Source organism: Corynebacterium tuberculostearicum (assembly GCF_046097255.1).
Taxonomy (GTDB): Bacteria; Actinomycetota; Actinomycetes; order Mycobacteriales; family Mycobacteriaceae; genus Corynebacterium; species Corynebacterium tuberculostearicum_J.
In genome coordinates this window covers 1,078,309-1,102,607 of the sequence record NZ_CP175770.1, presented here as the reverse complement: position 1 = coordinate 1,102,607, position 24,299 = coordinate 1,078,309, and the positions used below count along the sequence as shown (strand labels likewise).

At 60.2% G+C, this 24,299-nt stretch carries 21 protein-coding genes; 5 read left to right on the top strand and 16 right to left on the bottom strand.

Going from position 1 to position 24,299, the window contains the following annotated elements; all coding sequences use genetic code 11:
• Positions 1-22: 22 nt before the first annotated feature.
• On the bottom strand, positions 23-496 hold the full coding sequence (locus ACKFRY_RS05270) for a ribose-5-phosphate isomerase (RefSeq protein WP_284788850.1): 474 nt from the start codon (positions 494-496) through the stop codon (positions 23-25).
• Positions 497-612: 116 nt separating this feature from the next.
• On the opposite strand from ACKFRY_RS05270, the gene ACKFRY_RS05265 reads away from it, so the two are divergent.
• Entirely contained in the window at positions 613-1,017 is a 405-nt protein-coding gene (locus tag ACKFRY_RS05265) for an MFS transporter (protein WP_408923339.1), read from the top strand.
• On the opposite strand, the gene ACKFRY_RS05260 is transcribed toward ACKFRY_RS05265, so the two are convergent.
• The gene (locus ACKFRY_RS05260; protein WP_179386891.1) at positions 1,014-1,637 is read right to left on the bottom strand and encodes a disulfide bond formation protein DsbA; all 624 of its coding nucleotides are present in this window, start codon (positions 1,635-1,637) and stop codon (positions 1,014-1,016) included. The two genes, ACKFRY_RS05265 and ACKFRY_RS05260, sit on opposite strands and share 4 nt — an antisense overlap.
• Before the next feature lie 98 nt (positions 1,638-1,735).
• Between ACKFRY_RS05260 and pepN the strand changes: the two genes are divergently transcribed.
• Positions 1,736-4,252 (top strand): aminopeptidase N, encoded by a 2,517-nt coding sequence (gene pepN, locus ACKFRY_RS05255; protein ID WP_408923338.1) that lies wholly within the window; start codon positions 1,736-1,738, stop codon positions 4,250-4,252.
• Here pepN and ACKFRY_RS05250 read toward each other — a convergent pair.
• The 7 genes from ACKFRY_RS05250 to ACKFRY_RS05220 all read right to left on the bottom strand — a co-directional run bounded on the left by ACKFRY_RS05250 (position 4,249) and on the right by ACKFRY_RS05220 (position 12,233).
• Positions 4,249-5,028: a GntR family transcriptional regulator gene (locus tag ACKFRY_RS05250; protein WP_408923337.1), complete on the bottom strand. Its 780-nt coding sequence runs from the start codon at positions 5,026-5,028 to the stop codon at positions 4,249-4,251. The genes pepN and ACKFRY_RS05250 overlap by 4 nt on opposite strands.
• 75 nt (positions 5,029-5,103) lie before the next feature.
• A complete protein-coding gene (locus ACKFRY_RS05245) occupies positions 5,104-5,820 on the bottom strand; it encodes an SDR family oxidoreductase (RefSeq protein ID WP_179386894.1) in 717 nt (238 codons plus the stop codon).
• A 65-nt stretch (positions 5,821-5,885) separates the two neighbouring features.
• Positions 5,886-7,100: an alkylhydroperoxidase domain protein gene (locus ACKFRY_RS05240; RefSeq protein WP_179386895.1), complete on the bottom strand. Its 1,215-nt coding sequence runs from the start codon at positions 7,098-7,100 to the stop codon at positions 5,886-5,888.
• Between the two features lie 29 nt (positions 7,101-7,129).
• Positions 7,130-8,752 (bottom strand): dipeptide ABC transporter ATP-binding protein, encoded by a 1,623-nt coding sequence (locus tag ACKFRY_RS05235; protein WP_408923336.1) that lies wholly within the window; start codon positions 8,750-8,752, stop codon positions 7,130-7,132.
• Complete coding sequence (locus ACKFRY_RS05230) at positions 8,752-9,564, bottom strand: ABC transporter permease (RefSeq protein ID WP_005324024.1); 813 nt, start codon at positions 9,562-9,564, stop codon at positions 8,752-8,754. The genes ACKFRY_RS05235 and ACKFRY_RS05230 overlap by 1 nt, the downstream gene beginning before the upstream one ends.
• The gene (locus tag ACKFRY_RS05225) at positions 9,561-10,574 is read right to left on the bottom strand and encodes an ABC transporter permease (protein WP_198491957.1); all 1,014 of its coding nucleotides are present in this window, start codon (positions 10,572-10,574) and stop codon (positions 9,561-9,563) included. Before ACKFRY_RS05225 ends, ACKFRY_RS05230 begins: the two co-directional genes overlap by 4 nt.
• 3 nt (positions 10,575-10,577) lie before the next feature.
• A complete protein-coding gene (locus tag ACKFRY_RS05220) occupies positions 10,578-12,233 on the bottom strand; it encodes a TIGR04028 family ABC transporter substrate-binding protein (protein ID WP_408923335.1) in 1,656 nt (551 codons plus the stop codon).
• 202 nt (positions 12,234-12,435) lie between these two features.
• Between ACKFRY_RS05220 and ACKFRY_RS05215 the strand changes: the two genes are divergently transcribed.
• Positions 12,436-14,304, top strand: a complete 1,869-nt coding sequence (locus tag ACKFRY_RS05215) for an FAD/NAD(P)-binding protein (protein WP_408923334.1) — start codon at positions 12,436-12,438, stop codon at positions 14,302-14,304.
• A gap of 35 nt (positions 14,305-14,339) precedes the next feature.
• Here the strand turns inward: ACKFRY_RS05215 and ACKFRY_RS05210 are convergent, their stop codons facing one another.
• Entirely contained in the window at positions 14,340-15,497 is a 1,158-nt protein-coding gene (locus ACKFRY_RS05210) for a cystathionine gamma-synthase (RefSeq protein ID WP_005327269.1), read from the bottom strand.
• A gap of 144 nt (positions 15,498-15,641) precedes the next feature.
• Between ACKFRY_RS05210 and ACKFRY_RS05205 the strand changes: the two genes are divergently transcribed.
• Both ACKFRY_RS05205 and ACKFRY_RS05200 read left to right on the top strand, forming a co-directional pair.
• Positions 15,642-16,652 carry a mechanosensitive ion channel family protein gene (locus ACKFRY_RS05205; protein ID WP_408923333.1) on the top strand — a complete coding sequence of 337 codons (1,011 nt, stop codon included), beginning with the start codon at positions 15,642-15,644 and terminating at the stop codon, positions 16,650-16,652.
• Positions 16,653-17,036 carry a globin gene (locus tag ACKFRY_RS05200; protein WP_005324012.1) on the top strand — a complete coding sequence of 128 codons (384 nt, stop codon included), beginning with the start codon at positions 16,653-16,655 and terminating at the stop codon, positions 17,034-17,036.
• A 100-nt stretch (positions 17,037-17,136) separates the two neighbouring features.
• Here the strand turns inward: ACKFRY_RS05200 and ald are convergent, their stop codons facing one another.
• From ald to ACKFRY_RS05170, 6 genes are all read right to left on the bottom strand, one after another.
• Entirely contained in the window at positions 17,137-18,228 is a 1,092-nt protein-coding gene (gene ald, locus ACKFRY_RS05195) for an alanine dehydrogenase (RefSeq protein WP_408921926.1), read from the bottom strand.
• A gap of 275 nt (positions 18,229-18,503) precedes the next feature.
• Positions 18,504-19,142, bottom strand: a complete 639-nt coding sequence (locus ACKFRY_RS05190) for a hypothetical protein (protein WP_150851296.1) — start codon at positions 19,140-19,142, stop codon at positions 18,504-18,506.
• 42 nt (positions 19,143-19,184) lie between these two features.
• The gene (locus ACKFRY_RS05185) at positions 19,185-19,598 is read right to left on the bottom strand and encodes an acyl-CoA thioesterase (protein WP_408921925.1); all 414 of its coding nucleotides are present in this window, start codon (positions 19,596-19,598) and stop codon (positions 19,185-19,187) included.
• A gap of 28 nt (positions 19,599-19,626) precedes the next feature.
• Positions 19,627-21,297 (bottom strand): energy-dependent translational throttle protein EttA, encoded by a 1,671-nt coding sequence (gene ettA, locus ACKFRY_RS05180; RefSeq protein ID WP_005327274.1) that lies wholly within the window; start codon positions 21,295-21,297, stop codon positions 19,627-19,629.
• A 119-nt stretch (positions 21,298-21,416) separates the two neighbouring features.
• Entirely contained in the window at positions 21,417-22,061 is a 645-nt protein-coding gene (locus ACKFRY_RS05175; RefSeq protein WP_408923332.1) for a single-stranded DNA-binding protein, read from the bottom strand.
• 182 nt (positions 22,062-22,243) lie between these two features.
• Positions 22,244-24,295: a cytochrome c oxidase assembly protein gene (locus ACKFRY_RS05170; protein WP_408923331.1), complete on the bottom strand. Its 2,052-nt coding sequence runs from the start codon at positions 24,293-24,295 to the stop codon at positions 22,244-22,246.
• Between the last annotated feature and the right edge of the window lie 4 nt (positions 24,296-24,299).

The window sequence follows — 24,299 nt, the reverse complement described above, 5'->3', positions numbered from 1 at the left end:
GGTCCGCGGCGTTTTGCGTGGCTTAGGCCTCTGGCAACTCCGGGGCGATGCCGGTGCGCTCGTATTCCGCCAAGATGTCGATGCGGCGCTGGTGGCGCTCCGCGCGGGACCATTCTTGGTCTAGGAAGGCGTCCACGATTTCCAGTGCCTGCTCCTCGGTGTGCATGCGGCCACCGATGCCGATGAGCTGGGCATTGTTGTGCTCGCGGGCAAGGCGGGCGGTCTCTGCGGACCACGCCAGTGCGCAGCGGGCACCCTTGACCTTATTCGCGGCAATCTGCTCGCCGTTGCCGGAGCCGCCAAGCACGATGCCCAGGGAACCTGGGTCATTGACGGTGCGTTGTGCCGCTTCGATGCAAAAGGCCGGGTAATCATCCTCGGCATCGTAGGTATGGGCGCCGCAGTCAATGACTTCGTGGCCCTGCTTGGTGAGGTGTTCAACGATCAGGTTCTTGGTTTCGAAACCTGCGTGGTCTGCTCCTAGATATACGCGCATGGCCCATATCCTACCGGCCCGGCGCGCTTTGAGGAGACTTAGCTCGCACCCTGTTTCGTATTACATTTTCCTGATAAGCTCGCGGGCAACCACTATCGCTATAAAGGAGGAAAGCCATGCCTATAACCAAACCAGTCCTCGCACTATACGGCGGAAGCCTTCTAGCCTTCCTCATTATGCTGGGCGTTATGGTATCCGGCGGCGGCGGCTTCCTCCTCCCGCTTATCGCAAGCATTCTTGCCACTTTGGCTCACCTGGGCCTGGGAGTGTGGTGGATTGCGCAAAAGGTGCGCGGGAAACCGAGGTCCAACGGGGGCGCAATTGCGGCCGGCATTATCGCGCTTCTTGCCGGTGCCTCGTGGGCATCCTGGGCGCTAGTCGCGTGGGACGACTTTCGGGCCGGCATGGAACTTCCCTCTATCAATATCGCAGGTCTGCCGGCATTCATCTTGACCCCGCTGACCATCGCGCTGTGTGTCGGCGCCGCAATTCAGCTGCGCCGACGTGAGAAAAGCGCTTAGTTCTCCTCCACCTGGGGCATCTCGGTGCGGGAGCGCTTGAGCTCGAAGAAGTAGGGGTACTGGGCAAGGCGCAGGGAGGCGTCGAAAAGCTCGCCTGCTTCTTCCCCGGTAGGGATGCGGGTAATAACTGGGCCAAAGAAGGCGGTCTCGCCCAGCTTGATAACCGGGGTGCCTACCTCATCGCCCACAGCGGAAATGCCGTTGTGGTGGTACTCGCGCAGCTTCTCGTCATAGTCCTCGGTATTGGCTACCTCGGCGAACTCTGCTGGGAGGTCCACCTCCGCTAGGGCTTGGGCGATGATGTCATCATAGGCGCCAAAGCCGGTGCGCATACCGTTGCCCTTGGCGTGAATCAGGGTGCCCATTGCGGTGTAGAGCTCGTCTACCTTCTCAGGGCGCTCGGCCTTGACCTTGGCAAAGACGCGGGCTGGGCCCCAGTTAGCCTTCATCATGTCCATGTAGTTGGAGTCCAGATCGCGGCCGTCATTGAGCACGGACAGAGACATCGGCTCGAATTCGACCTCAATATCGCGCACCTTTTCTACTTCCTTGATCCAACGCGAGGTGGCCCACGCGAAGGGGCAGGATACGTCGAACCAGAACTTTACTGCGTCAGCCATAAATACTCCTCTGATTGAAAAAGTTTGCCCCACCAGCCTAGGTGCACGACTACTGTGGATGCAGAACTATTTTTCAGCTTAGAAGGAGAATATAGGCTATGACCTCTATAAACCTGACTCGTGAGGAAGCGGTTCAGCGCTCCCGAATGATCGAGGTGGACCACTACGATGTCACTTTAGACCTCAAGTATTCGGATACCCACTTCCTGTCCACCACGAAGGTGAGCTTCACCTCGCAGGAGATCGGCTCCACCTTTATTGATCTGCGCGCCGAGGAAATCCAGGAGGTACGCCTCAACGGCAATCCCCTGCCCACTGAGTCCTATAACCCCACCTACGGCATTCCCCTGTCTGGCCTCCAGGTAGCCGATTACACGCTAGAAGTCACCGCCACGATCCCGTACTCCCGCACCGGTGAGGGTCTGCACCGCTTTGTAGACCCCGCCGACGACAAGGTCTACCTTTATACCCAGTTTGAAACCGCCGATGCCAAGCGCGTCTTCGCCTGCTTTGACCAGCCGGATATGAAGGCCACCTATGCGCTGCATTTCAAGGCACCCGAAGAGTGGACCATCATTAGCAATGGCCCGGTGACCTGGGAAGGCGATGTAGCCAGCACGGCCATCGACTACCCACTATCGACCTACCTAGTAGCCCTGTGCGCCGGCCCGTACCACGAGGTCACCGATACCTGGCGCGGCGAGCTGACCGCACACCCAGAGGGCAAGCCGGCCCAAAAGCTCGAGGTGCCACTCGGCATCTACTGCCGCGCTTCGCTCGCCCACGCACTGGATGCCGAGCGCCTGTTCACGGAGACCAAGCAGGGCTTTGATTTCTACCACCGCAACTTCGGTTTCCCCTACCCCTTTGGCAAGTATGACCAAATTTTCGTGCCGGAGTTCAACGCCGGCGCGATGGAAAATGCCGGCTGCGTCACCATCCGCGATGAGTACGTCTTTACTTCCCAGGCCACGCACTATAAGTACGAGCGCCGCGCCGATACCGTCCTGCACGAATTGGCGCATATGTGGTTCGGTGACCTGGTCACCATGCAGTGGTGGGACGATTTGTGGCTCAATGAGTCCTTCGCCACCTGGTCCGCCGCCATCTCCCAGGCGGAGGAAACCGAATACGATACCGCGTGGGTAACCTTTGCCAATGTGGAAAAGTCCTGGGCGTATCAGCAGGATCAGCTGCCGACCACCCACCCGATTTCCACCGATGCCAGCGATATCGAAACGGTGGAGCAAAACTTCGATGGCATCACTTACGCCAAGGGCGCTTCAGTGCTGAAGCAGCTGCAGGCTTATGTCGGCCGCGACAACTTCCTGGCTGGTGTGCGCCGCCACTTCGCCGCCCATGCATGGGGCAATGCCACCTTTGATGATCTGTTGCGCCACCTGGAAGAGGCCTCCGGCCGCGACCTTTCCTTCTGGGCGCAACAGTGGCTCAAGACCTCGGGCATCAATACGCTCAGCGTGGCACTCAATGCGGATGAATCCGGCAACATCACTCATGCCTATCTCACCCAGAGCGGCGATACCCTGCGCACCCACCGCGTAGCGGTAGGCCTGTATAACCTGCGGGATGGCAAGGTGGTGCGCACCGATCGCATCGAGATGGATATCGATGGCGCCTCCTCCGAGATTCCAGAGCTCATCGGCCGCCAGTTGGCAGACATTGACTTCTTGCTACCTAATGACGACGACCTGACTTACTGCCTCATCGAGCTGGATCCGGGTTCCCTGCAGTTCCTGCTGGATAATATTGATAAGTTCGCCGATCCCATGGCCCGCACCCTGTGCTGGTCTACCGCTTGGGAGATGACCCGCGCCGGCACTATGCGCGCCCGCGATTTTATCCAGCTGGTTGCCCGCGGCATGCAGGCGGAGACGGAGCTCGCCGTCCTCGAGCGCATTGTCCTGCAGGCCTCTAGCGCGCTGAAGAACTATGCCGATCCACAGTGGGCGGCTCAGAGCACCCTGCTTGCCGACGCCCTCCTTGACGGCGCCCACAGCCCCGATGCCCAGCGCTCCATCATCTGCACCCAGGCACTGGCGAAGATTCGCCTGCACGATAGCGCGCGCGACTATCTGCGCGGCGTGCTCGAGTCCTCCGCGGATGCGGGGCTGCGCTGGTCCGCACTGGCGGCACTCGCCGCCGATGGCGCGGTAGAGGACGTCCCCGCTGCCGCGGACGCGCAACTCGAGCGCGATAACTCCGCCACCGGCTACTACTCTTCCCTGCGTGCCCGCGCAGCCGTGGCAACCGTCGAGAACAAGCGCGCGGTATGGAAAGAAATCGTGGCGGGAAATCTCACCAACCGCGAGCTCACCTCCAAGCTGGAAGGCCTGCTCTACCCGCATAGCGATGAGTTCCTACCCACCGCGGAATTCTTCGACATCGCGGAAAAGGTGTGGTCTTCCCAGTCCTCCGAGGTGGCACTGACCACCGTGACGGGTCTCTTCCCTTCCTGGGATATCACGCACAAGGGCTTGGAGCGCGCCGATGCCTTTTTGAAGAAGGATCTGCCGGGTGGTCTGCGCCGTACGGTCACCGAGCAGCGTGACCGCGTGGCCCGCGCGCTGCGCAACCGCCAGGTCGACGCTAGCTAAGCCAGCTTTCCCGCACCGTTGCCCTTGCCCGGTAGGGGTTGCGGCGCGGGATCCTCACCCAAGACCACTTCGACGTTGGCGATATCAGAGCGCAGCGACTCTTCAATATAGGCAAAGACCGCTCCCGATTTAGTCTTTAGCAGCCGCACGAACCGAAGCAGCGGGTGCGATCGGCTCACGTGCAAAAGTTTCTGCTCTTCGGTACGAGCGGTAGCGGCACGCATGCTCTCGCGTTTAAAGACTGGCTTGAGGCTATAGCCAGCCAGGATTTCCATGATGGGCTCGCGCAGATCGTGCTGATTGAGTTCGGGAGCCATCTCTACCGGGATGGTGTAGCGCGAAAGAATGACGGGCTTGCCATCGACGGTATAGACGCGCTTGATGTCCCACGCAAAGGTGGAATCGCTAACATCCAGGACCGCTGCCACATGCTTGGGCACGTGGGCCTTGTTAACGGAGACCACGCGCACGGCGGTGTCGTGCCCGCGCTCGCGCAGCTGGGTGACGATATTGTCCTTGTTGGTCAGGCTCAGTGTAGGGGGAACCGTGCGCACGTAGGTGCCACCACTGCGCCCGCGGCGTCGGTCGATGAGGCCTTCGACTTCCAAAATGTCTAAGGCATGGCGCACGGTCATGCGCGCAACATGAAATTGCCGGACCAATTCGCGTTCGGTAGGAAATTTCTGACCGGGTTCTAATTCATTGCGTTCGATCTTGTCGCGTAGGGCATCCGAGATACGGAGATAGGCGGGCCGTTTTCGGCTTTGGGAAGTCACAGCCCCCGAGTGTAATGGACACCCCTGGAAACCAACCCCATTAATGTGTGATGTCCATTACCACTACTTGCGTTCCTACTTGCGCAGATGTAACTCGATTCGCGGCCTGACCTGGATTTCCGTCAGCTGGGTGGTAGGGCCTGCCTCTACCACGGTACGAATGGCACGAGCCACCTCAGCCGGGGCAATAACCTGGGAGGGATCATAATCCTGCAACCCCTTAAGCATCGGGGTATCGGTAGGCCCCGGAGCCACGGTGGATACGCGGATTCCCGGCTCGGAGATGCGCAGTCCATCGGCGAGTGCATACAACGCGTGCTTGGTCGCCGCGTAGATGACGTTATCGCCGTAGCTGTGGCGTCCTGCGCCAGAGTTAATAAAGACCACGGTGCCCTCCGCCTTGCGCAACTGCGGCAGCAAGGCGCGGGTCAGCTCAGCAGGGGCATGCACGTTGAGGTCCATGTGCGCGCGCCAATTTTCGGGCGTGGCTTCCTCCACGGAGTACTTGGTAGCTCGTGCAGCCGCGTGGACGAGCACGTCCACGCGGTCTAGCTCCGGCAGCTTCATGCCTTCATCGAGGCCGGCGACGAGGTCGATGGCTACCGGCGTAATGGAGTCCGATTCGGGCAGATCCGCTGCGCTACGCCCCAGTGCATACACATGGTAATCACCGGCCAGGTCAGCGATGATTTCGCGACCCATGCCGCCGGTAGCGCCGGTGACGACGGCGACTTTCTGCGGGGCTTCGCTCTCCGAGTGTGCTGATGCGGTGACGTTCTTAGTATCAGTCATGCCGCCCCATCTTAGGGATCCTTCGCCTTCAGCGCCGCTCCGAACCAGTCACCGGCGGTAGCCGATTAACGGAAGCGCTTAGGCACGTCCGGCTGGCCCAGGGTGAGCATCAAACGATTAGCCCAGTTGAAGAAGGAGGAAGCGTAGATGAGGTCCAGAATGGATTGATCATCGAATCCGGCCGCACGCAGGTCTGCGCATAGTGCCGCATCGAAGGCGAACGGGGATTCCGTCAGCGCCACGGCGGCACGACGGATAAGATCCCATTCCTTTGAGCCAAGGTCGGCGTCGATACCCTCGTCCAAGAGGCGGTCTACGATTTCACGGTCGCCGCCCTCCTGGACGCACCGCGCCTGGTGCACGGAGGCACAGTACTCGCAGCCGTTGTAGCGCGAGGCCACAGTAGCGGCGAGCTCGCGGTCCGCACGGGAGAGGCCGCCTTCGGTGTTATAGAAAATGTCCAGGTCAGTCAGCGTGCGCGCCTTCAAGGCCGCAGGGTCGCGGGCGAGCAAGCGGAAGTACTCGGAATCGATGCGCTCAGGCTTGATGAGGGCATCGGTATGCACCGCGGTGAAATCCTCCTTCGCCAGCGCCTCTACCCAAGGCTTCCAGCCCAGGGAGTGGTTGACAAAGTGGTCCGGCAGCACAGTATTGGGCTGCAGCGTATTCGCAGTAACCTCCCAACCCGGATCGGCCACGCCGGCGGCGCGCTCGGCTGCGGGGTGGGATGCGGGCTCCTCGCCAGAAAGTACGCGCAGGCCGTGGACCACGCGCAGCTGGAAGGCCAAAAATGCCACCAGCTGGGACAGGCTGACGATATCCGTAGCGGACCATCCTGCGGCATCGAGGTGCCCGATGGCCTGCGGGGAGGCGTCTTTAGGGTGGAAAGCCAGAAGGTGCGCCCAATCAAAGGCCGCAGCTAGGCGTGTGCCCAGCGCGGCTTCCGCGGAGGTATCGCCGAAGATAAGGAAATCACCCTGGTGATACGGGCCGGTGGACACACCGCGCTGGCTCGCGGCGCGCACGGCGGCAACAAGGTCCTCGTCGGCCTCATCTTCCAGCAAGTCGAAGTAGAAATCCGCAGCCTCGCTCGCCTGGTAGATTGCAGCGGTAAAAGCCGCTACGGCATAGCGCTCCGTATAGGAGAACTCGCCTGGCTCTGCTGGCTCGAGCAAAGCGCTAAAGCTCAGTTGCGCATTGTCCTGCGCATCATGGCGCGCACGGCGCAGCTGTTGCACCTCGGCGCTGGCGTGGGAGAGCTCATTAATAATGTCAGTCATATTTTCAGTCCAACCTTTCTGGGGCGCGGTTATAGCCCCAAGTTTAGGTCTCCGGCACGATAGCGGGAGCCAGGGATGGCGTCAATTAGTTGGCGCGTGTACTCGGTTTCCGGATGCGCAAAAACCTGCGCGGTAGGTCCGGATTCCACTTGCGTGCCGTGGGAGAGCACGGAAACGGTATCGGAAATTTGATTAACTACCGCCAGATCGTGGGAGATGAAGATATAGGTAAGTTCCAGCTCGCGCTGCAGCTCGTCGAGCAGGCGCAGGATCTGCGCCTGCACGGTGACGTCGAGCGCGGACACGGCCTCATCGAGCACCACGAGATCGGGCTCAATGATCATGGCGCGGGCGATGGCCACGCGCTGGCGTTGACCACCGGAGAGCTCGCGGGGACGGCGGGAAGCCATGGAAGAATCCAAGGCCACCAAATCAAGAAATTCGCGTGCTTTGGCACGCGCATCCCGCTTGGAAGCGCCGGTGAAATTGCGCACCGGTTCGGCGATGGTATCGCCAATGCTCAAGCGCGGATCCAGCGAGCCAAAAGGATTTTGGTAAACCATCTGGATCGAACGGCGCAGCTCGCGACGGCGCTTGCCACGGGCGGTGCTAATGTCTTCCCCGCCCAAGCGAATGCTGCCGGAGGTGGGCGTGCTCAACAAGGAAATGGCTCGGCCGGTGGTGGTCTTACCGGAGCCAGACTCCCCCACCAATGCATGGGTGGTGCCGCGGGCTACGGAAAAGTTGATGTCCTCCACCGCGGTGAAATCCCCGAAGCGTTGGCTCAGCCCTTCCACCTCGAGCAAGGTTTCGCGGTGCGCGGGCGCGGCGGCCCGCACAGGAGCTGCGGCCTGCGAGGAAGTGGGGGCGGTGAGCGAGGGGGCGTCGGCAAGCAGGCGCTTGGAGTAGGCGTGCTGGGGATCGGTGAGGACGCGGGCAGCAACGCCCGACTCGCGGACGGTGCCCTTTTCCATCACCACGATGTTATTGGCGCGGTCGCCTGCCACGGCCAGATCATGGGTAATGAAAAGGATGCCCATGGTGAGCTCTTCGCGCATCTCATCCAGGAGGTCCAGGATGATCTTCTGCACGGTGACATCAAGCGCGGAGGTAGGCTCATCGGCGATGATGAGCTCCGGCTCCAATGCCACGGCCGCGGCAATGAGCACGCGCTGCTTCATGCCGCCGGATAGCTCATGCGGGTACTGGTGATAGCGGCGCTGCGGATCATCAATGCCCACGCGCTCCAAAAGCTCCAGTGCACGCTTCTTCCGGGAGGCCTTATCGCCCTGCCCGTGGATGGCCATGCCCTCCTCCACCGAGGCGCCGATGGTCTTGAGCGGGTTAAGCGAGTTATTGGGATCCTGCGGAATCAAACCAATGCGGCGACCACGCAGCTCCCGCCATTGCTTTTGGGAGTACTGGGTGACGTCGCGGCCGTCGAAAGTAATGGTGCCGGAGACAATCGAAGCGTTGTCTGGCAGCAAACCAATAGCGGCCATGGCGGAGGTGGACTTGCCGGAACCGGACTCGCCCACGATGGCGGTCATCTCGCCAGGGTTTACCTCGAGCTCAATGCCGCTTACCGCTTCTACCTCACCGTGCGCGGTGCGGTAGGTAATGGATAGATCACTAATGCTAAGCAGGGACATTAGGCCGCCTTTCGCAGTGTCTGGCTGAGGTGGTTGGCCGCGAGGACCACGGCGACGATCACAATGCCCGGGGCGATGGTCAACCAGCCGGCCGTGGCGATGTAATCGCGCGATTCAGAGATGAGAAGACCCCATTCCGGGGTTGGGGGCGGTGCGCCATAGCCCAAGAAGCCCAGGGTGGCTAGCTGCAAAATGGCCAGGCCAAATTGCAGGGCTGCTACAGCGAAAACCGCGGTGAGTGAATTGGGAAGAATATGGCGCACGAGCACTTGGAAGGAAGAACCGCCGGAGCCATAGGCGGCCTCGACGAAATCGGAGCCGGCAACGCTAAGCACCTGGGAGCGTGCAAGGCGCGCAAAAGTGGCCACGGAGGTGATACCTACGGCGATGGCGGCATTGAAGATGCCGTGGCCCAGCACGATGATGACGGACAGGGAGAGCAAGAGTCCGGGGATGGACAGCAGCACGTCTACGATGCGCATGATGACGGCATCGACCCAGCCGCGGCGCACGCCGGCGATGATGCCCAAGATGGTGCCGACGATGAGGCCGAAAAGTACGGCCAGCAGCGCGCCGAGTAGGGATTGGCGCGCGCCATAGACCACGCGGGTATAGAGATCGCGGCCGACGGCATCGGTGCCGAACCAGTGCTGGAAGCTGGGTTGTAATAGTGCCGTGGTGTCCCCGCCCTGATTAGGGTCTTGGGAGGTAAATAATTGGGGGAACAGCGCGCAGAGCACCGCCAGGCCCAGCACAATCAGCGAGATGATGGTGCCCGGGGTGAGCTTCAGCTGTGTGGATTTAAGCTTCATGCTTGGACCTTCTTCTCGTTCGTTGCGGTGGTATCGGCGGTGGTGGCAGCGGTGGCGGAGCTAGATGCAGTCTCGTGCTCGCGCTCGCGCAGGCGCACGTCAAGCACTGGGTAGAGCAGGTCCACAATCAGATTGATAAGGACAAAGACGGCGGCGGCAAGCACCACGATGGCCAGTAGCACCGAGGTATCGCGATTAGCCACCGCATCCACGGTCAGCGCGCCAATGCCGTGGCGGGCGAAGACCGCCTCCGTCACCACGGAACCGCCGACGAGCTCACCAAAGGTAAGGCCGGCCATGGTCAGCGCCGGCAGCAGCGCGTTGCGCAGGACGTTGCGCCACAACAACCAGGCACCGCTAGCACCCTTGGCACGCACAACCTGCACGAAGGACATATCCATTACCTCATCGATAGAGCGCAGTAGCACCTGCGCCAGCGGCGCGGCCACGAAGATAGCCAGGGTAATTACCGGCAGGATGAGGCTTTGGGCGTCGCTCGCGCCGATGACCGGCACCCAGCCCAAGCCAAAGGAGAAAATCTGGATCAAAATGATGCCGATCCAGAAGGTGGGCAGGGAAACCATCACGGAAGGCAGGCTGCGGAAGAAACTGCGCAGCCAAGAAAATGGGCCGAAGGTGGAGACAATAGCCACCACGAAGGCCAGAACCACGCCTACGAGGAAGGCGAAGACCGCCAGCGCCAGCGTGGAGGGAAGGGCATCTGCCAGCATCTCCGATACGGCGGTACCGGTGGCGACGGAAAAGCCGAAATCACCGGTGAGGAATCCGCCGAGCGCGCTGAAGTAGCGGCTTAAGATCGGCTCATCGGCGCCATAAACCTCGCGGATGGCGGCCAGCTGTTCGGCGTTGAGCCCCAAGTTGGGGTTGTCATAGCGGGTCGCGACGGCGTCACCAGGCAGTGCTGCTAGGAGGATGAAAGAAAGGGTGAAAGTTGCCCAGATGACGAGCACGGCTTGGCCGATGCGCAAGGCAATAGTTTTCAGACTCATGGTTTAGTCCTCCCCTCCTGCGGGGTTGATGTCTACCGCATAGAACGATGGGCGGCCGATGGCCTCGGTGCTAAAGCCCTCGATATAGGGCTGGAAACCATAGACCTGCGGCTCTTCAAACATGGGCAGGATATAGGCCTGTTCGGACAGGTAGTCCTGCATGCGGCCGGTCATGGCGAGGCGATCCTTTTCACTGCTGAGGTTGAAGTAATCCTCCACCAGTTTCTGCAGCTTCTCATCGCCAAAGCTATCGGTCTTCTCGTCATAGTTGAGGAAAGAATTGCGCCCGGTGCCATCCAGCCACGTGGCTAAGGTGTCCACATTGGCACGGCCGGTCATGGTGTGGCGTACCTGCACGGTGTCTTGGTCCTTCATGGCCTTTTGCTGCGCAGAGCGGTCACCCGGGTTGAGGTTGGCCTCAATGCCGACGTTCTTGAGCATCTCTTGGGCCTTGGTGAACATCTCTTTAGAGCGCGGCTGTGGGACGGCTTCATTGAAGGTCACGGCCAGGCGCTTGCCGTCCTTTTCGCGAATGCCATCTTCTCCTGGGCGCCAACCGGCCTCATCGAGCAGACGCTTGGATTCTTCTGGATCGAAGGCATAGTTCGCGGACTGATCTTTATAGCCAATAGCCGTCTTGGCCAGGATCGAGGTGCCCTTGGGGTAGGAATCAGAAAAGAGGGTGTCCAGGATGTTATCGCGGTCAATGGCGTGGATGATGGCCTGGCGCACGCGCTTGTCTTCCAAGAGTGGATGGCGGAAATGGAAGTGGAAGCTATTGTTCACGCCACGGGTGGGGGCGGCGAAAATCTGCAGGTTTTGATCCTTCAGGTGCTTCTCATCGGGGGCTTCGATCTGGCGCGCGACATCGGACTGGCCGGCTACAAGCGAGCCCACGCGCACGGAGTCTTCGGCCGCGAGCACGATATTGATGCCCTCAATATCGGCCGGGCCCTGGTGGTCCTTGCGGGCCGGGGGCGCCCAGTCATAATCCTCGCGCTTCTTGAGCACCAGCTTGGTGCCCAGCTCTTCTTCCTCAATGACGAAGGGACCAGAACCGGAAATCGCGGTGGCGTTGCCCGGCGCGAAGCCGGTGTCATCCAAATCCAGGGTGGCATTAGACAGCAGGCCCTGGTTCATCACGGAGGTGGACTGCGGGAAGCCTGGGGAAGGCTCGCTGAAGTAGAACTTTACCGTGTAGTCATCGATGACCTCGGACTTTTCATAATTGGGCAGCTGCTCCGATGGAGTGAGCATGCGGTCCTCGTCGCCCAAGGCATAAAGGTCATAGTTCTTCTTCACGTTCGCGGCATCTAAGCGCGAGCCATCAGAGTAGGTCACGCCTTTGCGAATCTTGAAGGTGAACTCAGTATTGTCCTTGTTCGCCTTAGGCATTTCCTCCGCAATCCACGGGTGCAGCTCGAGGGTATCCGGGTCCTGCCAGAGCAGGCGGTCCGTGATGTTATTGAGCACACCACCGTTGGGGTAATAGCCGCCGGAGGGCGGATAGAGGTTGTTGAACATATTGGGCTCGACATAGGTGACCATGCCATCTTCCGCGGCGTGGGAAGTAGAGGCGCACGAGGTAAGCGAGAGAGCTAGCGCGCCGCTGGCCAGGACCGCGGCCACGGGCCGCAGGAGCCGAGAAAGTTGCTTCATAAAAGCTCGAGTTCCTTTAAGTCTAAAGTAGTACTCGCCCATTAGACCACACTCATACCTAGAAATACAAGACTGGCCAGTCTACCTTACTACCAGCCAAAACGGCGACACAACAAGAATCCGGTAGACCACCTAGTCTATTTTATTCTTACTGCCAGGTCCGATGATCCTGAAAGGGCCTGAATGTGGCACGATAGGAGGTATGTCTACTCCAGCAATCGCGATCGTCGGCATGGGCCCGCGCGGCATTTCCATCTTGGAACGCCTCTCTGCCCGCATGGACGATTCCAGCGACCCCATTACCGTCCACCTCATCGATGACGCCCAACATGGCGCCGGCCGCATCTGGGAAACGGACCAAACTAAGACGCTGTGCATGAATACTCGCGCCGGCGCGGTCACCCTCTTTACCGAGCCCGGCTCCACCGTTGATGCCCCTGTGCTCGAGGGCCCCATTCAATACGAGTGGATTCAGCTGCTGCGCGGCGATGGCGAGAATATCTCCGCCGCCAAGCGCGAGCTTTTTGAGCAGCACCCACCGGCCACACATATTGCCCAGGACTACCGCGAAGAGCTCGCGGCTACCCGCCCCGAGTCCAACCCTTCGCGCGCACTGTATGGCGAGTACCTGCGCTGGGTCTATGACGTGGTCATTGCGCGCCTGCCCAAGAGCATTTCCACCGTGAATCACTTCAGCCGGTTGGAGACCATCAATGAGGACGGTCACCAAGACGTCCTCCACCTGGCCGATGGCTCAGAGGTGCGCGCCGATGCCACGGTGCTGGCCTATGGCTGGATGATTCCGGAATACAACGAACAAGAAAAGCAGTTGGCCGCTTCCGGTTTGAACTGGATCGCCCCTAATAACCCGGTAGAGCAGGACTATGCTGCCATTCCGGGCGGCGAAGACGTACTGGTGCGCGGTCTGGGCATGGGCTTTTATGACATCATGGCGCTGACCACCATCGAGCGCGGCGGCACATTCGTAGAGGATCCTTCTGCGCGCTCCGGCCTGCGCTATGAGCCTTGCGGCCAGGAGCCCAACTTCATCATTTCCTCCGGCCGCGGCTACCCCTACCACCCCAAGTCCGAGTACGGCGAGCTGCCGCCTACCATGCCGCGCCGCCGCCTGAAGAAGGTCATTGCGGAGCTCAGTGGCACCCAGGACATCGACTTTGACGCCCAGGTTTGGCCTGCCATTGCGCGCGATAGCTACGAGGCTTATATCACCACCTTGGAGCGCGTGCGCCCGGATTCCCTCCTGCGCCCACGCGCAGAAATCCTCGAGGTCATCGATGCCACCGCCCCCGATGAGCTGGGCGCAGCCATTGCGCCCATGGTCACCGAGCCGTGGGACATGAACGATCTCATGTACCAGATTGCCGGGTTTACCGGGGACATCGCTGAGCTCACCGAGCACATTGCCCAGTCCATGGAAGGCGATATTCGGGAGGCCGCCGCCGGCCACGACTCCCCTATCAAGGCCGCGCTGTGGTCGCTTTCGCAATCGCGCAAGCCGGCCTCCATCCTCGGCGCAGAGGGCCGCTACACCCGCGAATCCCGCACTGGCCGCTACGGCCAGGTCATGTCCTTTGGCCAGATGATCGGCTCCGGCCCGCCGCTCTTCCGCGTGCGCCAGCTGCTCGCGCTTGTCGACGCCGGCCTGGCCCACTTCTTAGGCGATCACCCCACCGTGTCCATAGAGGCCGATCACTTCACTTTGACCTCCGGCCCGCGCTCGGCTTCGGCGCCCACGCTTGTCGACGCCTTTATGCACCGCCCCGATATCCGCACCGCCGGCGATGCCATGACGCGCTGCTTGGTAGATTCCGCCCGCGTGCGCCCCTTCCCCGATCACGGCCAGCCCACCGGTTCGCCGGAAACGGATGGGGCCACCCGCCGCACCGTTCACCCGGACGGTGAGTTGGATGCACGCCTGCACATCGTGGGCATCCCCACCTATTCCCAGTGGCCGGACACCACCATTTCCCCCATGCCGGGCACGGACCCGCTCATGCTGCAGGAAACCGACAAAGCCGCCGGTTCCCTCCTTGCCGTGGTGCGCTCCTAGCCACCGCACCTGCGCTATGGGCCCAGTGCCGCGGCCTATAGCGCGTCGAGGGCCTGCTCCAAGTCCGCGAGCAGGTCATCGATGTCCTCGATACCGATGGAGATGCGCACCAAATCCTCCGGCGGCACCAGCTCGGACCCTTCCGCGGATACGTGCGTCATATTCTTTGGATGCTCGATGAGCGATTCCACCCCGCCCAGCGATTCTGCCAGGCAGATAAGCCGCGTATTGAGGCAGATCTGCTTGGCATGCTCCGCGCTGTGGAAGCGCACGGACATCATGCCACCGAAGCCACGCATCTGCTGTGCCGCCAGTTCATGCCCTGGGTGCTCCTTGAGCCCCGGGTAGAGCACCTGCTTGACCTCGGGTCGCGCCTGCAAGAATTCCGCTACTCGCTGCGCATTCGCGCAGTGGCGGTCCATGCGCACGGACAGCGTCTTAATACCGCGGGCGGTTAAGTAGGCGTCGAAAGGCGAGCTCACCGCGCCCACATTGCCCTGGAAGTAGAGCAGGCGCTCGTCCACGTGGGCGTCATTAGTAACTACCGCGCCACCGAGCACATCGGAATGCCCGCCTAGGTACTTGGTGGTCGAGTGCAGCACGTGGTCGGCGCCGAGTTCCAGCGGGTTCTGCAGGTAGGGCGTGGCAAAAGTATTGTCCACCAACACCTGCGCGTTGCCCTTAATCTTGGCCACCGCGGCAATATCGGTGATATTTAGCGCCGGATTAGTGGGCGTTTCTAGCCAGATAAGCTTGGTATTCTCTTGAACCGCGGCCGCAACCGCAGCGGTATCACTGGTGTTCACGATGGACATCTCCACGCCCCACTCGGTGAAATCATTGAGCAGGCGGTAGGAACCACCGTAGGCGTCATTGCCCAAAATGACGTGATCTCCTGGGCGCACCAAGATGCGGATCAGCGTATCGGCGGCGGCCATGCCGGAAGAAAACACGCGCGCATACTCCGCGCCCTCCAATGCCGCTAGGGTGCGCTCGAGCGAGCGCACGGTCGGATTGGCCACGCGGCCGTATTCGAATCCGCCGCGCAGCTGCGCCAAGCCGTCTTGTGCAAACGTGGTTGAGGCATAAATGGGCACGTTGATAGAGCCCATGTGCGGATCCGGGTGATAGCCGCCATGGATGGAACGGGACGTAAAGCCTTGAGCGAGGTTCTGCGTGCTGCGTTCAGTCATAGCACCACAGTCTAGACCAAGCTGTTCATTTCCAACCGAGAGATGGGTATTTATTTTCACACTCTCGGACACCCACGACTCATCGCACTTTCAGCCTCTGCCCTTACAATGGGCGCAGTTCATTTTGTCCTCGACTAAGAAAGAATGATGAATACGCAATTCTTAGCATCCGCCGCTTCCACCACGGACTCGGCCATCGAGTCCGTGTCCAATTTTTGGAATGACGAGAAGGTACAAAGCTGGCTTATCGAGCGCCCGATTCGCATCGCTATCATCCTTATCCTGGCCATTATCGCCCACTGGCTCCTCCACCGAGTTATCAACAAAGTGGCCGAAAATAGCATCAAGTCCTCCGGGCTAGATAAGCAGCGCTTGCGCGGGAAATTCAAGGGCCGCGCCAATCGCCCCGAGCTCAGCCAACAAGAAGAGGCCATGCGCCAAACCCGCGAGACCCGGCGCGCCTCCCGCATCAAGACACTTGCCGGCGTAGCCCGTTCCGCCGCCGCCATCTTCGTCTGGGTGTGGGCCGTTATTGCCATCCTGGATGAGTTAGAGGTCAACGTAGCACCGCTTATCGCCTCCGCCGGTGTCATCGGCGTTGCCCTCGGCTTTGGTGCACAGGCGCTGGTGAAGGACTTCCTTTCTGGCATCTTCATGCTCATTGAGGACCAGTACGGCATTGGTGACGTGGTTGATTTGGGCAATGGCGTCTTTGGCGATGTCGAGTCCATCTCCCTGCGCATCACCACGGTCCGCGATATCGATGGCGCCCTGTGGTACGTGCGCAATGGTGAAATTCTCCAGGTGGCCAACCACTCCGATGAGTACTCCGTTGCCCGCATCCAGATTCCGGTAGGCCTTTCTAATGACCCAGAGGTTGCTGGCGAAGTCATTGAGGACGCAGTGAAAGAAGCCGCGCAGGACGATAAGGTGCGCAAGCTCATCCTCAGCACGCCCCGAGTGGACGGCATGTCTGGTTTTGAGCCGGATTATGTATCCTTCCGTGTCTCGACCAAGACCTTGCCGGGCAAGCAGTGGGACGTGCAGCGTTTCCTACAGTCCCGCGTGCTCAATGTCATGCACACTAAAGGTATTACCACCCCCTACCCGCACGGCATCGGCATTGCCGATCCCCGCAAGGAAGAAGAAGAGTAAATGGATTCTGTCTATGAGGCCATCGGCGGCATGGAGACCTTTGAGCGCCTCGTCCACGGCTTTTATTCCCAGGTCAAAGGGGACGATGTCATTGGCCCGATGTACCCCGATAACGACTGGGAAGGCGCCGAACAGCGCCTTACCTGGTTCTTGGCACAATACTGGGGCGGCCCGCAGCTATTTTCTGAAAACCGAGGGCACCCGCGCCTGCGCATGCGCCACGCCCCCTACCCCATCGATATCACCGCGCACGACCGGTGGCTTGAGCTTATGGGCAACTCCCTCGCGGACATCGACGAGGAAACCATCCCACCTGCCTACCGCGAAATGATCTGGGATCACATGCAGCGCGTTGCCGCCATGATGATCAACAAGGCCCCGTAACCACGCCACCCCTCCAGCGCAGATAACTCAAGCCCGGGCCCCGTTTCTAGCGGGGCGCCGGGCTTGTGGTGTATCTAGCGCAGACCACGCCGGGGGATGACTAGTCTTCCCAGTCAAAGGCCTTGCGCACAGGCTCGGAGACCAGACGGCCACCGCGAGTCATGACGCCGCCCTCCAGGCCCGGGAAACGCTTGATGGCGGCGTCCAGGCTGTCATTGGCTACCGCGCGGATGTACGGCAGGGTCGCAGAAGACAACGCACGGGTGGAGGTATTGGCCACCGCACCCGGCATATTCGCCACGCAGTAGAACAGGGTGTCATGCACCTTGAAGGTGGGGTCATCGTGGGAGGTCTTCTTGGAGTTCTCGAAGCAACCGCCCTGGTCGATGGCCACGTCGACGAGCACCGCGCCCTTCTTCATCTTCTTTACGGTCTCCTCCCGCACCAGCTTCGGCGCGGCGGCACCCGGAATAAGGACGGCACCGATGACGAGATCGGCCTCCTGCAGTTCCTTATCGATGGTGGCTGGATTGGAGATCAGGGTGCGCACGCCACCGGCGTACTGGTCATCGAAGCGCTGGAGGACGTGCGGATCGAGGTCCAGCACCGTCACCTCGGCGCGCAGACCGTGGGCCATTGCAACAGCGGACGCGCCGACCTGGCCGCCGCCGATAACTACGACGCGTGCCGGCTGGGTGCCCGGAACACCGGAGACCAGCAGGCCGCGGCCGCCCTGGGTGGACAACAGATGGTGAGTGCCTTCGATAGCAGCAAGGCGGCCAGCTACCTGGGACATCGGGGTGAGAAGCGGCAGGGTGCCGTGGCGGTCAGTGACCGTCTCATAGGCGATGGCGGTGGTTTTGGCGTCGACAAGTGCCTCAGTCAGCGGACGATCCGCCGCAAGGTGCAGGTAGGTGAAGACGGTGAGGTCTGGGCGCAGGTACTGGTACTCAGCCTCGAGCGGCTCCTTCACCTTCAGCAGCAGCTCTGCCTGTGCCCAGGTATCTTCGGCAGTGCCAACGATGCTGGCACCGGCAGCCTCGTACTCGGAGTCCGGGAAGGAAGCGCCTTCACCGGCACCAGTCTCAATGAGGACCTCATGGCCATCCTGAACGAGGGTCTGTACGCCGCTCGGGGTAAGAGCCACGCGATTCTCGTTATTCATGATTTCTTTTGGCACAGCAATACGCATTACATAGTCTCCTTGTGAGTGCAGGAAATTACATCGACCATGTAAGAGTAACGCAGGACACGTTTGCGCGCGGCGCTCTGCTGGCTAATTCACACTGCGGGGGTAGCATTACTCCAACACCCCCGTTAAACATGCTGTTCACAGGGGTTGGGAGGCTACCACGCCAGGGTCCCCCTACCCCTCAGGCAGACTACTTTTCGGGCAATGTCGCCCATTATGGGGCGTTGGTACGCCGAGATTGTTGAACACCAGGGTGTGCGCCCTGGCGGCGAAAGCTAGAACAAGGACAAGCGGGTGGAACGGTAAATGCTGCCAAAGGGGGCGTCGAGTCGCACCCACCGGCCGAGCTGAGCCACCCGCAGGTGCCGCGGCACGTCCATCGGGGCGGAAAATCCAGGGATAAGCCCCAGGTTGGTGCAGGCAAAGATCATGCGCATGGGGATTTCGACCGTGGTGCCATCGCCTTCCACCGTGACAACGGTTTGATTCAACAAGCTGGACGGCGGGCCCATGGGGCCAGAAAATTGCCGGGTGAGCTGTTGACCTTTATCGGAAAGATCGCGCACCACGGTAACCGGCAAGGTATCGACCACACTGTAGCCAGTGGCCGGCGGCAAGGCTCCCGGCCAGGATGGATCGCGAGCAGGACCCAAATCTAACGTGCCGCTAGATTCATGCTCTTTGAGCTGCTCGGCGAGCGTGGCCGCGGAAACCACAGCCCCATCGCGGGACGCGACGCCTTGCACGCGGCGGGAGGCAACCACCTCGAAGGGAGTGGTGACAAAGACATCGACGACGTCGTCAGTCAGTTGGCGCAGCCGCACCGAAGCGCCCGCATCCAAGCCGACTGCGCGCGTGACAAGGGCCCGAAGGCCAGGTCCACCGCTTCCAATTTCTAGAGTCTCGGTGACCATACCTTCGGGCCCTGCCTTTCTAATCTGTGCTCTGCCCCGCTGCTAGTTGGCAGCGGTATTGTGCAGAATATCCTTTTCCTGTTCCGTCAGCGGACGAGGAGTCTGCTGCTGACGATCGATGACTACCTGCACGCACTCCACAGTTGCCGCAACTTCCCCTTGGTCATCCTTGACCTGCTGGGTAGTGGTAAACGAGGTGGTGCCAATCTGCGAAATGGTAGTTTCTACCTCCACCGTAGTGGTGTCCTTAAACTCCATCGGGCGCTGGAAGTCCACATCGAGGTGGCGCACGAACGCAATGAAGTCGAGGCCCTTGGAATAGATATGTTCCTTCGCAAAGGCCAGGCGCGCTTCCTGGGCAAGCTCGATGTAGTTTGCGTTCATCATGTGGCCGTACATATCAAAGTCCGACCAGCGGGTTTGAATACGGTACGTGTGCACGCTTGGGGTTGCCATTTTTCTCCTCAGTTAAGGCGTCAGCTTCTTAGCGGGTCAGCTTACGGTGGGTCACACGGGAAGGACGGGCTGCCTCTTCACCGAGGCGGTCGACCTTATTCTTCTCGTAATCGCCGAAGTTACCCTCGAACCAGAACCACTGGCCTTCTTCCACATTGCCTTCCCAGGCCAGGATGTGGGTACAGGTGCGGTCCAAGAACCAGCGGTCGTGGGAAATGACCACGGCGCAGCCCGGGAACTTCTCCAGCGCGTTTTCCAGCGAGCCGAGGGTTTCCACGTCCAAGTCGTTGGTCGGCTCGTCAAGGAGGATCAGGTTGCCGCCCTCTTTCAGGGTCAGCGCCAGATTCAGGCGGTTGCGCTCACCACCGGAAAGCACCTTGGATGGCTTCTGCTGATCCGGGCCCTTGAAGCCGAACGCGGACAGGTAAGCACGCGATGGCATCTCGTTTTGACCAACGTGAATGTAATCTAGGCCGCCGGAGACAACCTCCCAGACGGTTGCCTCGGGGTCAATGTTTTCACGGTTCTGGTCCACGTAGGACAGCTTGACGGTATCGCCCACCTCGACGGAACCGGCATCCGGCTGTTCCAGGCCAACGATGGTCTTAAACAGGGTGGTCTTACCCACGCCGTTCGGGCCGATAACGCCCACGATGCCGTTGCGAGGCAGGGTGAAGGAGAGGTCCTTAATCAGGACGCGGTCATCGAAGCCCTTCTGCAGGTCCTTGACTTCCACAACCTTATTACCCAAGCGCGGCGGAGTAGGAATCTGGATCTCTTCGAAGTCGAGCTTCTTGTACTTCTCGGCCTCGGCAGCCATCTCCTCGTAGCGCTCCAGACGAGCCTTGTTCTTGGCCTGACGGGCCTTCGAGCCGGAGCGTACCCACTCCAGCTCGTCCTTCAGGCGCTTGCGCAGCTTCGCGTCCTTCTTGCCAGCAACCTCGAGGCGCTCCTGCTTCTTATCCAGGTAGGTGGAGTAGTTGCCCTCGTACGGGTAGAGCTTGCCGCGGTCAACCTCACAGATCCAGCCCGCGACGTGGTCAAGGAAGTAGCGGTCGTGGGTCACGGCCAAAACAGCACCCGGGTAATCGGCCAAGTGCTTCTCCAGCCACTGCACGGACTCGGCGTCCAGGTGGTTCGTAGGCTCGTCGAGCAGCAGCAGGTCCGGCTCGGTGAGCAGGAGCTTAGCCAGCGCTACACGACGGCGCTCGCCACCAGAGAGGTTGGTCACTGGGGCGTCGGAAGGCGGGCAGCGCAAAGCTTCCATGGCCTGCTCGATCTTGGAATCAACCTCCCAAGCATCGGCGGCGTCCAGCTCTTCTTGCAGCTTGCCCATTTCTTCCATGAGCTCGTCGCTGTAGTTGGTGGCCATTTCCTCGGCGATCTGCTCGAAGCGCTGCTTCTTTTCAAAGATATCGCCCAAGCCCTCTTCGACGTTGCCGCGTACGGTCTTCTCGTCATTAAGCGGCGGCTCCTGCTGCAGGATGCCCACGGTGGCACCCGGATCCAAGAAGGCCTCGCCGTTGGAAGGCTGATCCAGGCCGGCCATAATCTTCAGAATGGAGGACTTACCGGCACCGTTAGGGCCGACCACACCAATCTTGGCACCTGGGTAGAACGCCATTGTTACATCGTCAAGGATGACCTTATCGCCAATTGCCTTGCGCACGTTTTTCATCGTGTAGATGAATTCGCCCACTTTTACCCCTTTGCAAAAATTTGGGAGACGTATTTATCTACACAAACACTACATCAGAACCACCGCCCAAGTGCCTCGGGTCAGGTACACCCGAGGCGATCAAGCCGGTGGGGAAACGCTTAAGCGTTCACTGTGGCGGATTCTGCCTCGGCAGCCTCCTCTTCCACCTCGGCGTCGTCGAAGGAATCTTCTTCCCCACCTCGTGCGGCTGCGGCGCGCTCGGCTAGATAGCGGTCCGCCGCGGTATCGGCAGCGGTATCTCCCTGACCCGCCTGTTGCGACGGCAGGCTGTGGTCCACGTCCGGTTCGATGGCGTTGTCCCCCAGTTCTGGGACCGCAATATTTTCCTGGTTGTACTGCGGAGCGAGACGCTTGGTACCGATAACGTGGCGGTTCAGGTCCAGGCCCACATACTGTGCCTTAATGAACGTGCGGAAGTGATCGGTGCCCTGGTCATCGCGCCATTGTTCTGTCACTAAGGATCCCACGATGACCAGTGGCATGCCTTTAGCCAAGGATTTGCGCACATTGATGGCGAATTGATTCCACATTTCGACGTCGATGTAGAGGTGGTCCACGTCACGCCACTGCGGGGCCTTGGGGTTGTTTCCTTCCGGATCATTGGCGCCGGCATCGACCTGACGGTCCGGAATTCGGCGCGAGGACGCAACGCGCAGTTTGGCCTTATAGGCCCCAGTTGAGGTCTTGGTCAGGATGGGATCGCGAGTAAGGCGACCGGTCAAGGTAATTGGGTATTGGGACATGGTGCTAGAAAATCCTTTGCTGGATAGTTGGATAGGCGAGTTCGGTTTTCCTCGCTCGCTTCCACATGCTGATACCGGCGCGCAAGCCGCACCATGCCGACAACCCCGCCCCTGTGGATAACTTGTTGTACCCGTCAACAAAACTCGGGATTTGCGGTGATTTTTACCCAGTTATCCACAGGCTAGCGCCCGCGGAAGCTCGATTCATCGCCGTGGCCCATATCCTGCAGCATCGCGTTATAGCGTTCCAGTTCGGCATCATCGTCCGCATCCGCCTGCATGTCATGGCGGCGAGCCGTAGCGCGATCATCGCTGAGCCAATCCAGGAAGAGCTTGCCAAAGACGATGACCAGCGGGAACTGGCCAAAGCCCCACGCGATGCCGCCGCCCACGCGTTGATCTTGGAGCAGATCCTGATCCCAGGGCAGTTCCAAATACTGGTAGAAGTCTGCACCCAGCACACTTTGCAGCTGCATCAGGTACACGCCGGCAAAGAGGTGGAATGGCATGGAAAGGAACAGCACAGCCAATCGGAACGGGGTGGAGTGCCGCTTGGGAAGTGGATCCGGCCCGATAATTTCCCAGAAATAGAAGCAGCCGGAGATGATGAACGTAAAGTTCATAATGAGGTGGCCGGCGTGCTCGGAGATAGCGAATTGATAGAGACCCGGGAACAAATACAGCACGTAGAGGAAAAATAGGTACTGCACGAGGTTGACAAACGGATTGGTAATAAACGCGACGATCTTGGACTGGGTGGCTGCCAGCGCATAGTCGTGCAGGCTGGGCTTCCCCTTCGGTCCTGCCTCAAAGGCCTCCATGAGCAGGGTCAGTGGCGCCCCCAGGACGAGCAGGAGCGGTACCGCCATCGACAAAATCATGTGCACCAGCATGTGCATGGAGTACATCGCCGGCATGTAGAGACCCATGCCGGTAGACATCACAATGGTCAGGCCCAGCGCACCGCACATAAACCATGCGGTACGCCCCTTGCTCCAGGTCAGGCCGCGCTTGTGTACGCGGTAGACGCAGTAGCCATAGGCCGCAGCCAAAAGCAGGCCAATGGTGCCAAACATGATGTCAAAGCGGAACATGGTCCACACGTTGAGCACCGTGGGCTTTTCAAACAGCTCATAGCCCATCAGAATCTGCATCGAGTTGAGGTTGGGATCCCGCGGTGCGGGCGGCACAGTGCGGCCCAGCGTGATGGCTACGCCAATGGTGGCGGCCATCACCGCTACTTCCACGATGGCAATGCGAATAAAAAGGCGCGGATTCTTGCCCAGCTGCGGGATGGTGAGCTCGCGGTGAGCGAGGCCGAGAATGCCCAGCAAAATCGTCAACACGAACTTGGTAATCAGAATGATTCCGTACGCAGAATCCACCAGATCGGAGATATTCATGCGGATGAGCGTGTTAATCAAGCCCGAAACAGCAAGCACCACAATGGCCATAAAGGCGATGCCGGAGTAGCGCTTCACCGCAAAGGCGAGGTTGGGGCCAAGGCGCCGACCATGGGCGATAAGCGCCATAAGCCCGCCTACCCAAAGCATGACAAAGACCAAGTGCCACAGGAGCGAATTGGTGCCGTAATCATGGTCGCCGCCTGCCGCGGAATGGCCTTCCATGCCAATGGGTACGACCTGCATTATGGACAAGAAAAGTAGGACCGGCTGCATGGACCAGCCACGGCCCACGAGTCCGAGAATGCCCACTACCAGGGCGATGAGCACGGAGATTGCCCACACGATGGTGGTGGAAATTTCCGTCAGCGCCATTTTCATGATGGAAGGCTCGAATACCTGGGAAAAGGGCGCGCCGGTGAGGTCGGACATAATGAGCGGGATTTCCACGAGACCCACGGCCGCCATGCCAAAGGAAGCCCACGTACCGGTGCGCGCGGCGATGTGGCCGTCGACGGACAAGGGGGCATCGATAAGCGTGGCATTGTCACCGCGCGGAGCGATGAGGAAGGACGAGGCCAAGAATGAGCCCACGGACAAAGCCATGAGAATCCACGCCACACCTCGAAAGAGCGGCAGGCCAAAGGTGGTTATGCGGCCGGGGTCCGGGATGCCCAGGGCCGCCAGGGAATCGGCCAGGAGGAACAGGGAAATAAAACCGGCGATCAGGCCGGCAATTAGCATCGCTGCGATATAAATTCCCCAGGAAGGGCGGGGCTTCTTACCCGCCGCGTTCACACTATTAACCTGCTCATTTGCCATAGTGCGCATTGTA

Excerpts from the sequence above, each read along its gene's own strand:
- ACKFRY_RS05270 (WP_284788850.1), bottom strand. The coding sequence starts at position 496 with ATGCGCGTATATCTAGGAGCAGACCACGCAGGTTTCGAAACCAAGAAC.
- ACKFRY_RS05265 (WP_408923339.1), top strand. The coding sequence starts at position 613 with ATGCCTATAACCAAACCAGTCCTCGCACTATACGGCGGAAGCCTTCTA.
- ACKFRY_RS05260 (WP_179386891.1), bottom strand. The coding sequence starts at position 1,637 with ATGGCTGACGCAGTAAAGTTCTGGTTCGACGTATCCTGCCCCTTCGCG.
- pepN (WP_408923338.1), top strand. The coding sequence starts at position 1,736 with ATGACCTCTATAAACCTGACTCGTGAGGAAGCGGTTCAGCGCTCCCGA.
- ACKFRY_RS05245 (WP_179386894.1), bottom strand. The coding sequence starts at position 5,820 with ATGACTGATACTAAGAACGTCACCGCATCAGCACACTCGGAGAGCGAA.
- ACKFRY_RS05240 (WP_179386895.1), bottom strand. The coding sequence starts at position 7,100 with ATGACTGACATTATTAATGAGCTCTCCCACGCCAGCGCCGAGGTGCAA.
- ACKFRY_RS05235 (WP_408923336.1), bottom strand. The coding sequence starts at position 8,752 with ATGTCCCTGCTTAGCATTAGTGATCTATCCATTACCTACCGCACCGCG.
- ACKFRY_RS05230 (WP_005324024.1), bottom strand. The coding sequence starts at position 9,564 with ATGAAGCTTAAATCCACACAGCTGAAGCTCACCCCGGGCACCATCATC.
- ACKFRY_RS05225 (WP_198491957.1), bottom strand. The coding sequence starts at position 10,574 with ATGAGTCTGAAAACTATTGCCTTGCGCATCGGCCAAGCCGTGCTCGTC.
- ACKFRY_RS05220 (WP_408923335.1), bottom strand. The coding sequence starts at position 12,233 with ATGAAGCAACTTTCTCGGCTCCTGCGGCCCGTGGCCGCGGTCCTGGCC.
- ACKFRY_RS05215 (WP_408923334.1), top strand. The coding sequence starts at position 12,436 with ATGTCTACTCCAGCAATCGCGATCGTCGGCATGGGCCCGCGCGGCATT.
- ACKFRY_RS05210 (WP_005327269.1), bottom strand. The coding sequence starts at position 15,497 with ATGACTGAACGCAGCACGCAGAACCTCGCTCAAGGCTTTACGTCCCGT.
- ACKFRY_RS05205 (WP_408923333.1), top strand. The coding sequence starts at position 15,642 with ATGATGAATACGCAATTCTTAGCATCCGCCGCTTCCACCACGGACTCG.
- ACKFRY_RS05200 (WP_005324012.1), top strand. The coding sequence starts at position 16,653 with ATGGATTCTGTCTATGAGGCCATCGGCGGCATGGAGACCTTTGAGCGC.
- ald (WP_408921926.1), bottom strand. The coding sequence starts at position 18,228 with ATGCGTATTGCTGTGCCAAAAGAAATCATGAATAACGAGAATCGCGTG.
- ACKFRY_RS05190 (WP_150851296.1), bottom strand. The coding sequence starts at position 19,142 with ATGGTCACCGAGACTCTAGAAATTGGAAGCGGTGGACCTGGCCTTCGG.
- ACKFRY_RS05185 (WP_408921925.1), bottom strand. The coding sequence starts at position 19,598 with ATGGCAACCCCAAGCGTGCACACGTACCGTATTCAAACCCGCTGGTCG.
- ACKFRY_RS05175 (WP_408923332.1), bottom strand. The coding sequence starts at position 22,061 with ATGTCCCAATACCCAATTACCTTGACCGGTCGCCTTACTCGCGATCCC.
- ACKFRY_RS05170 (WP_408923331.1), bottom strand. The coding sequence starts at position 24,295 with ATGCGCACTATGGCAAATGAGCAGGTTAATAGTGTGAACGCGGCGGGT.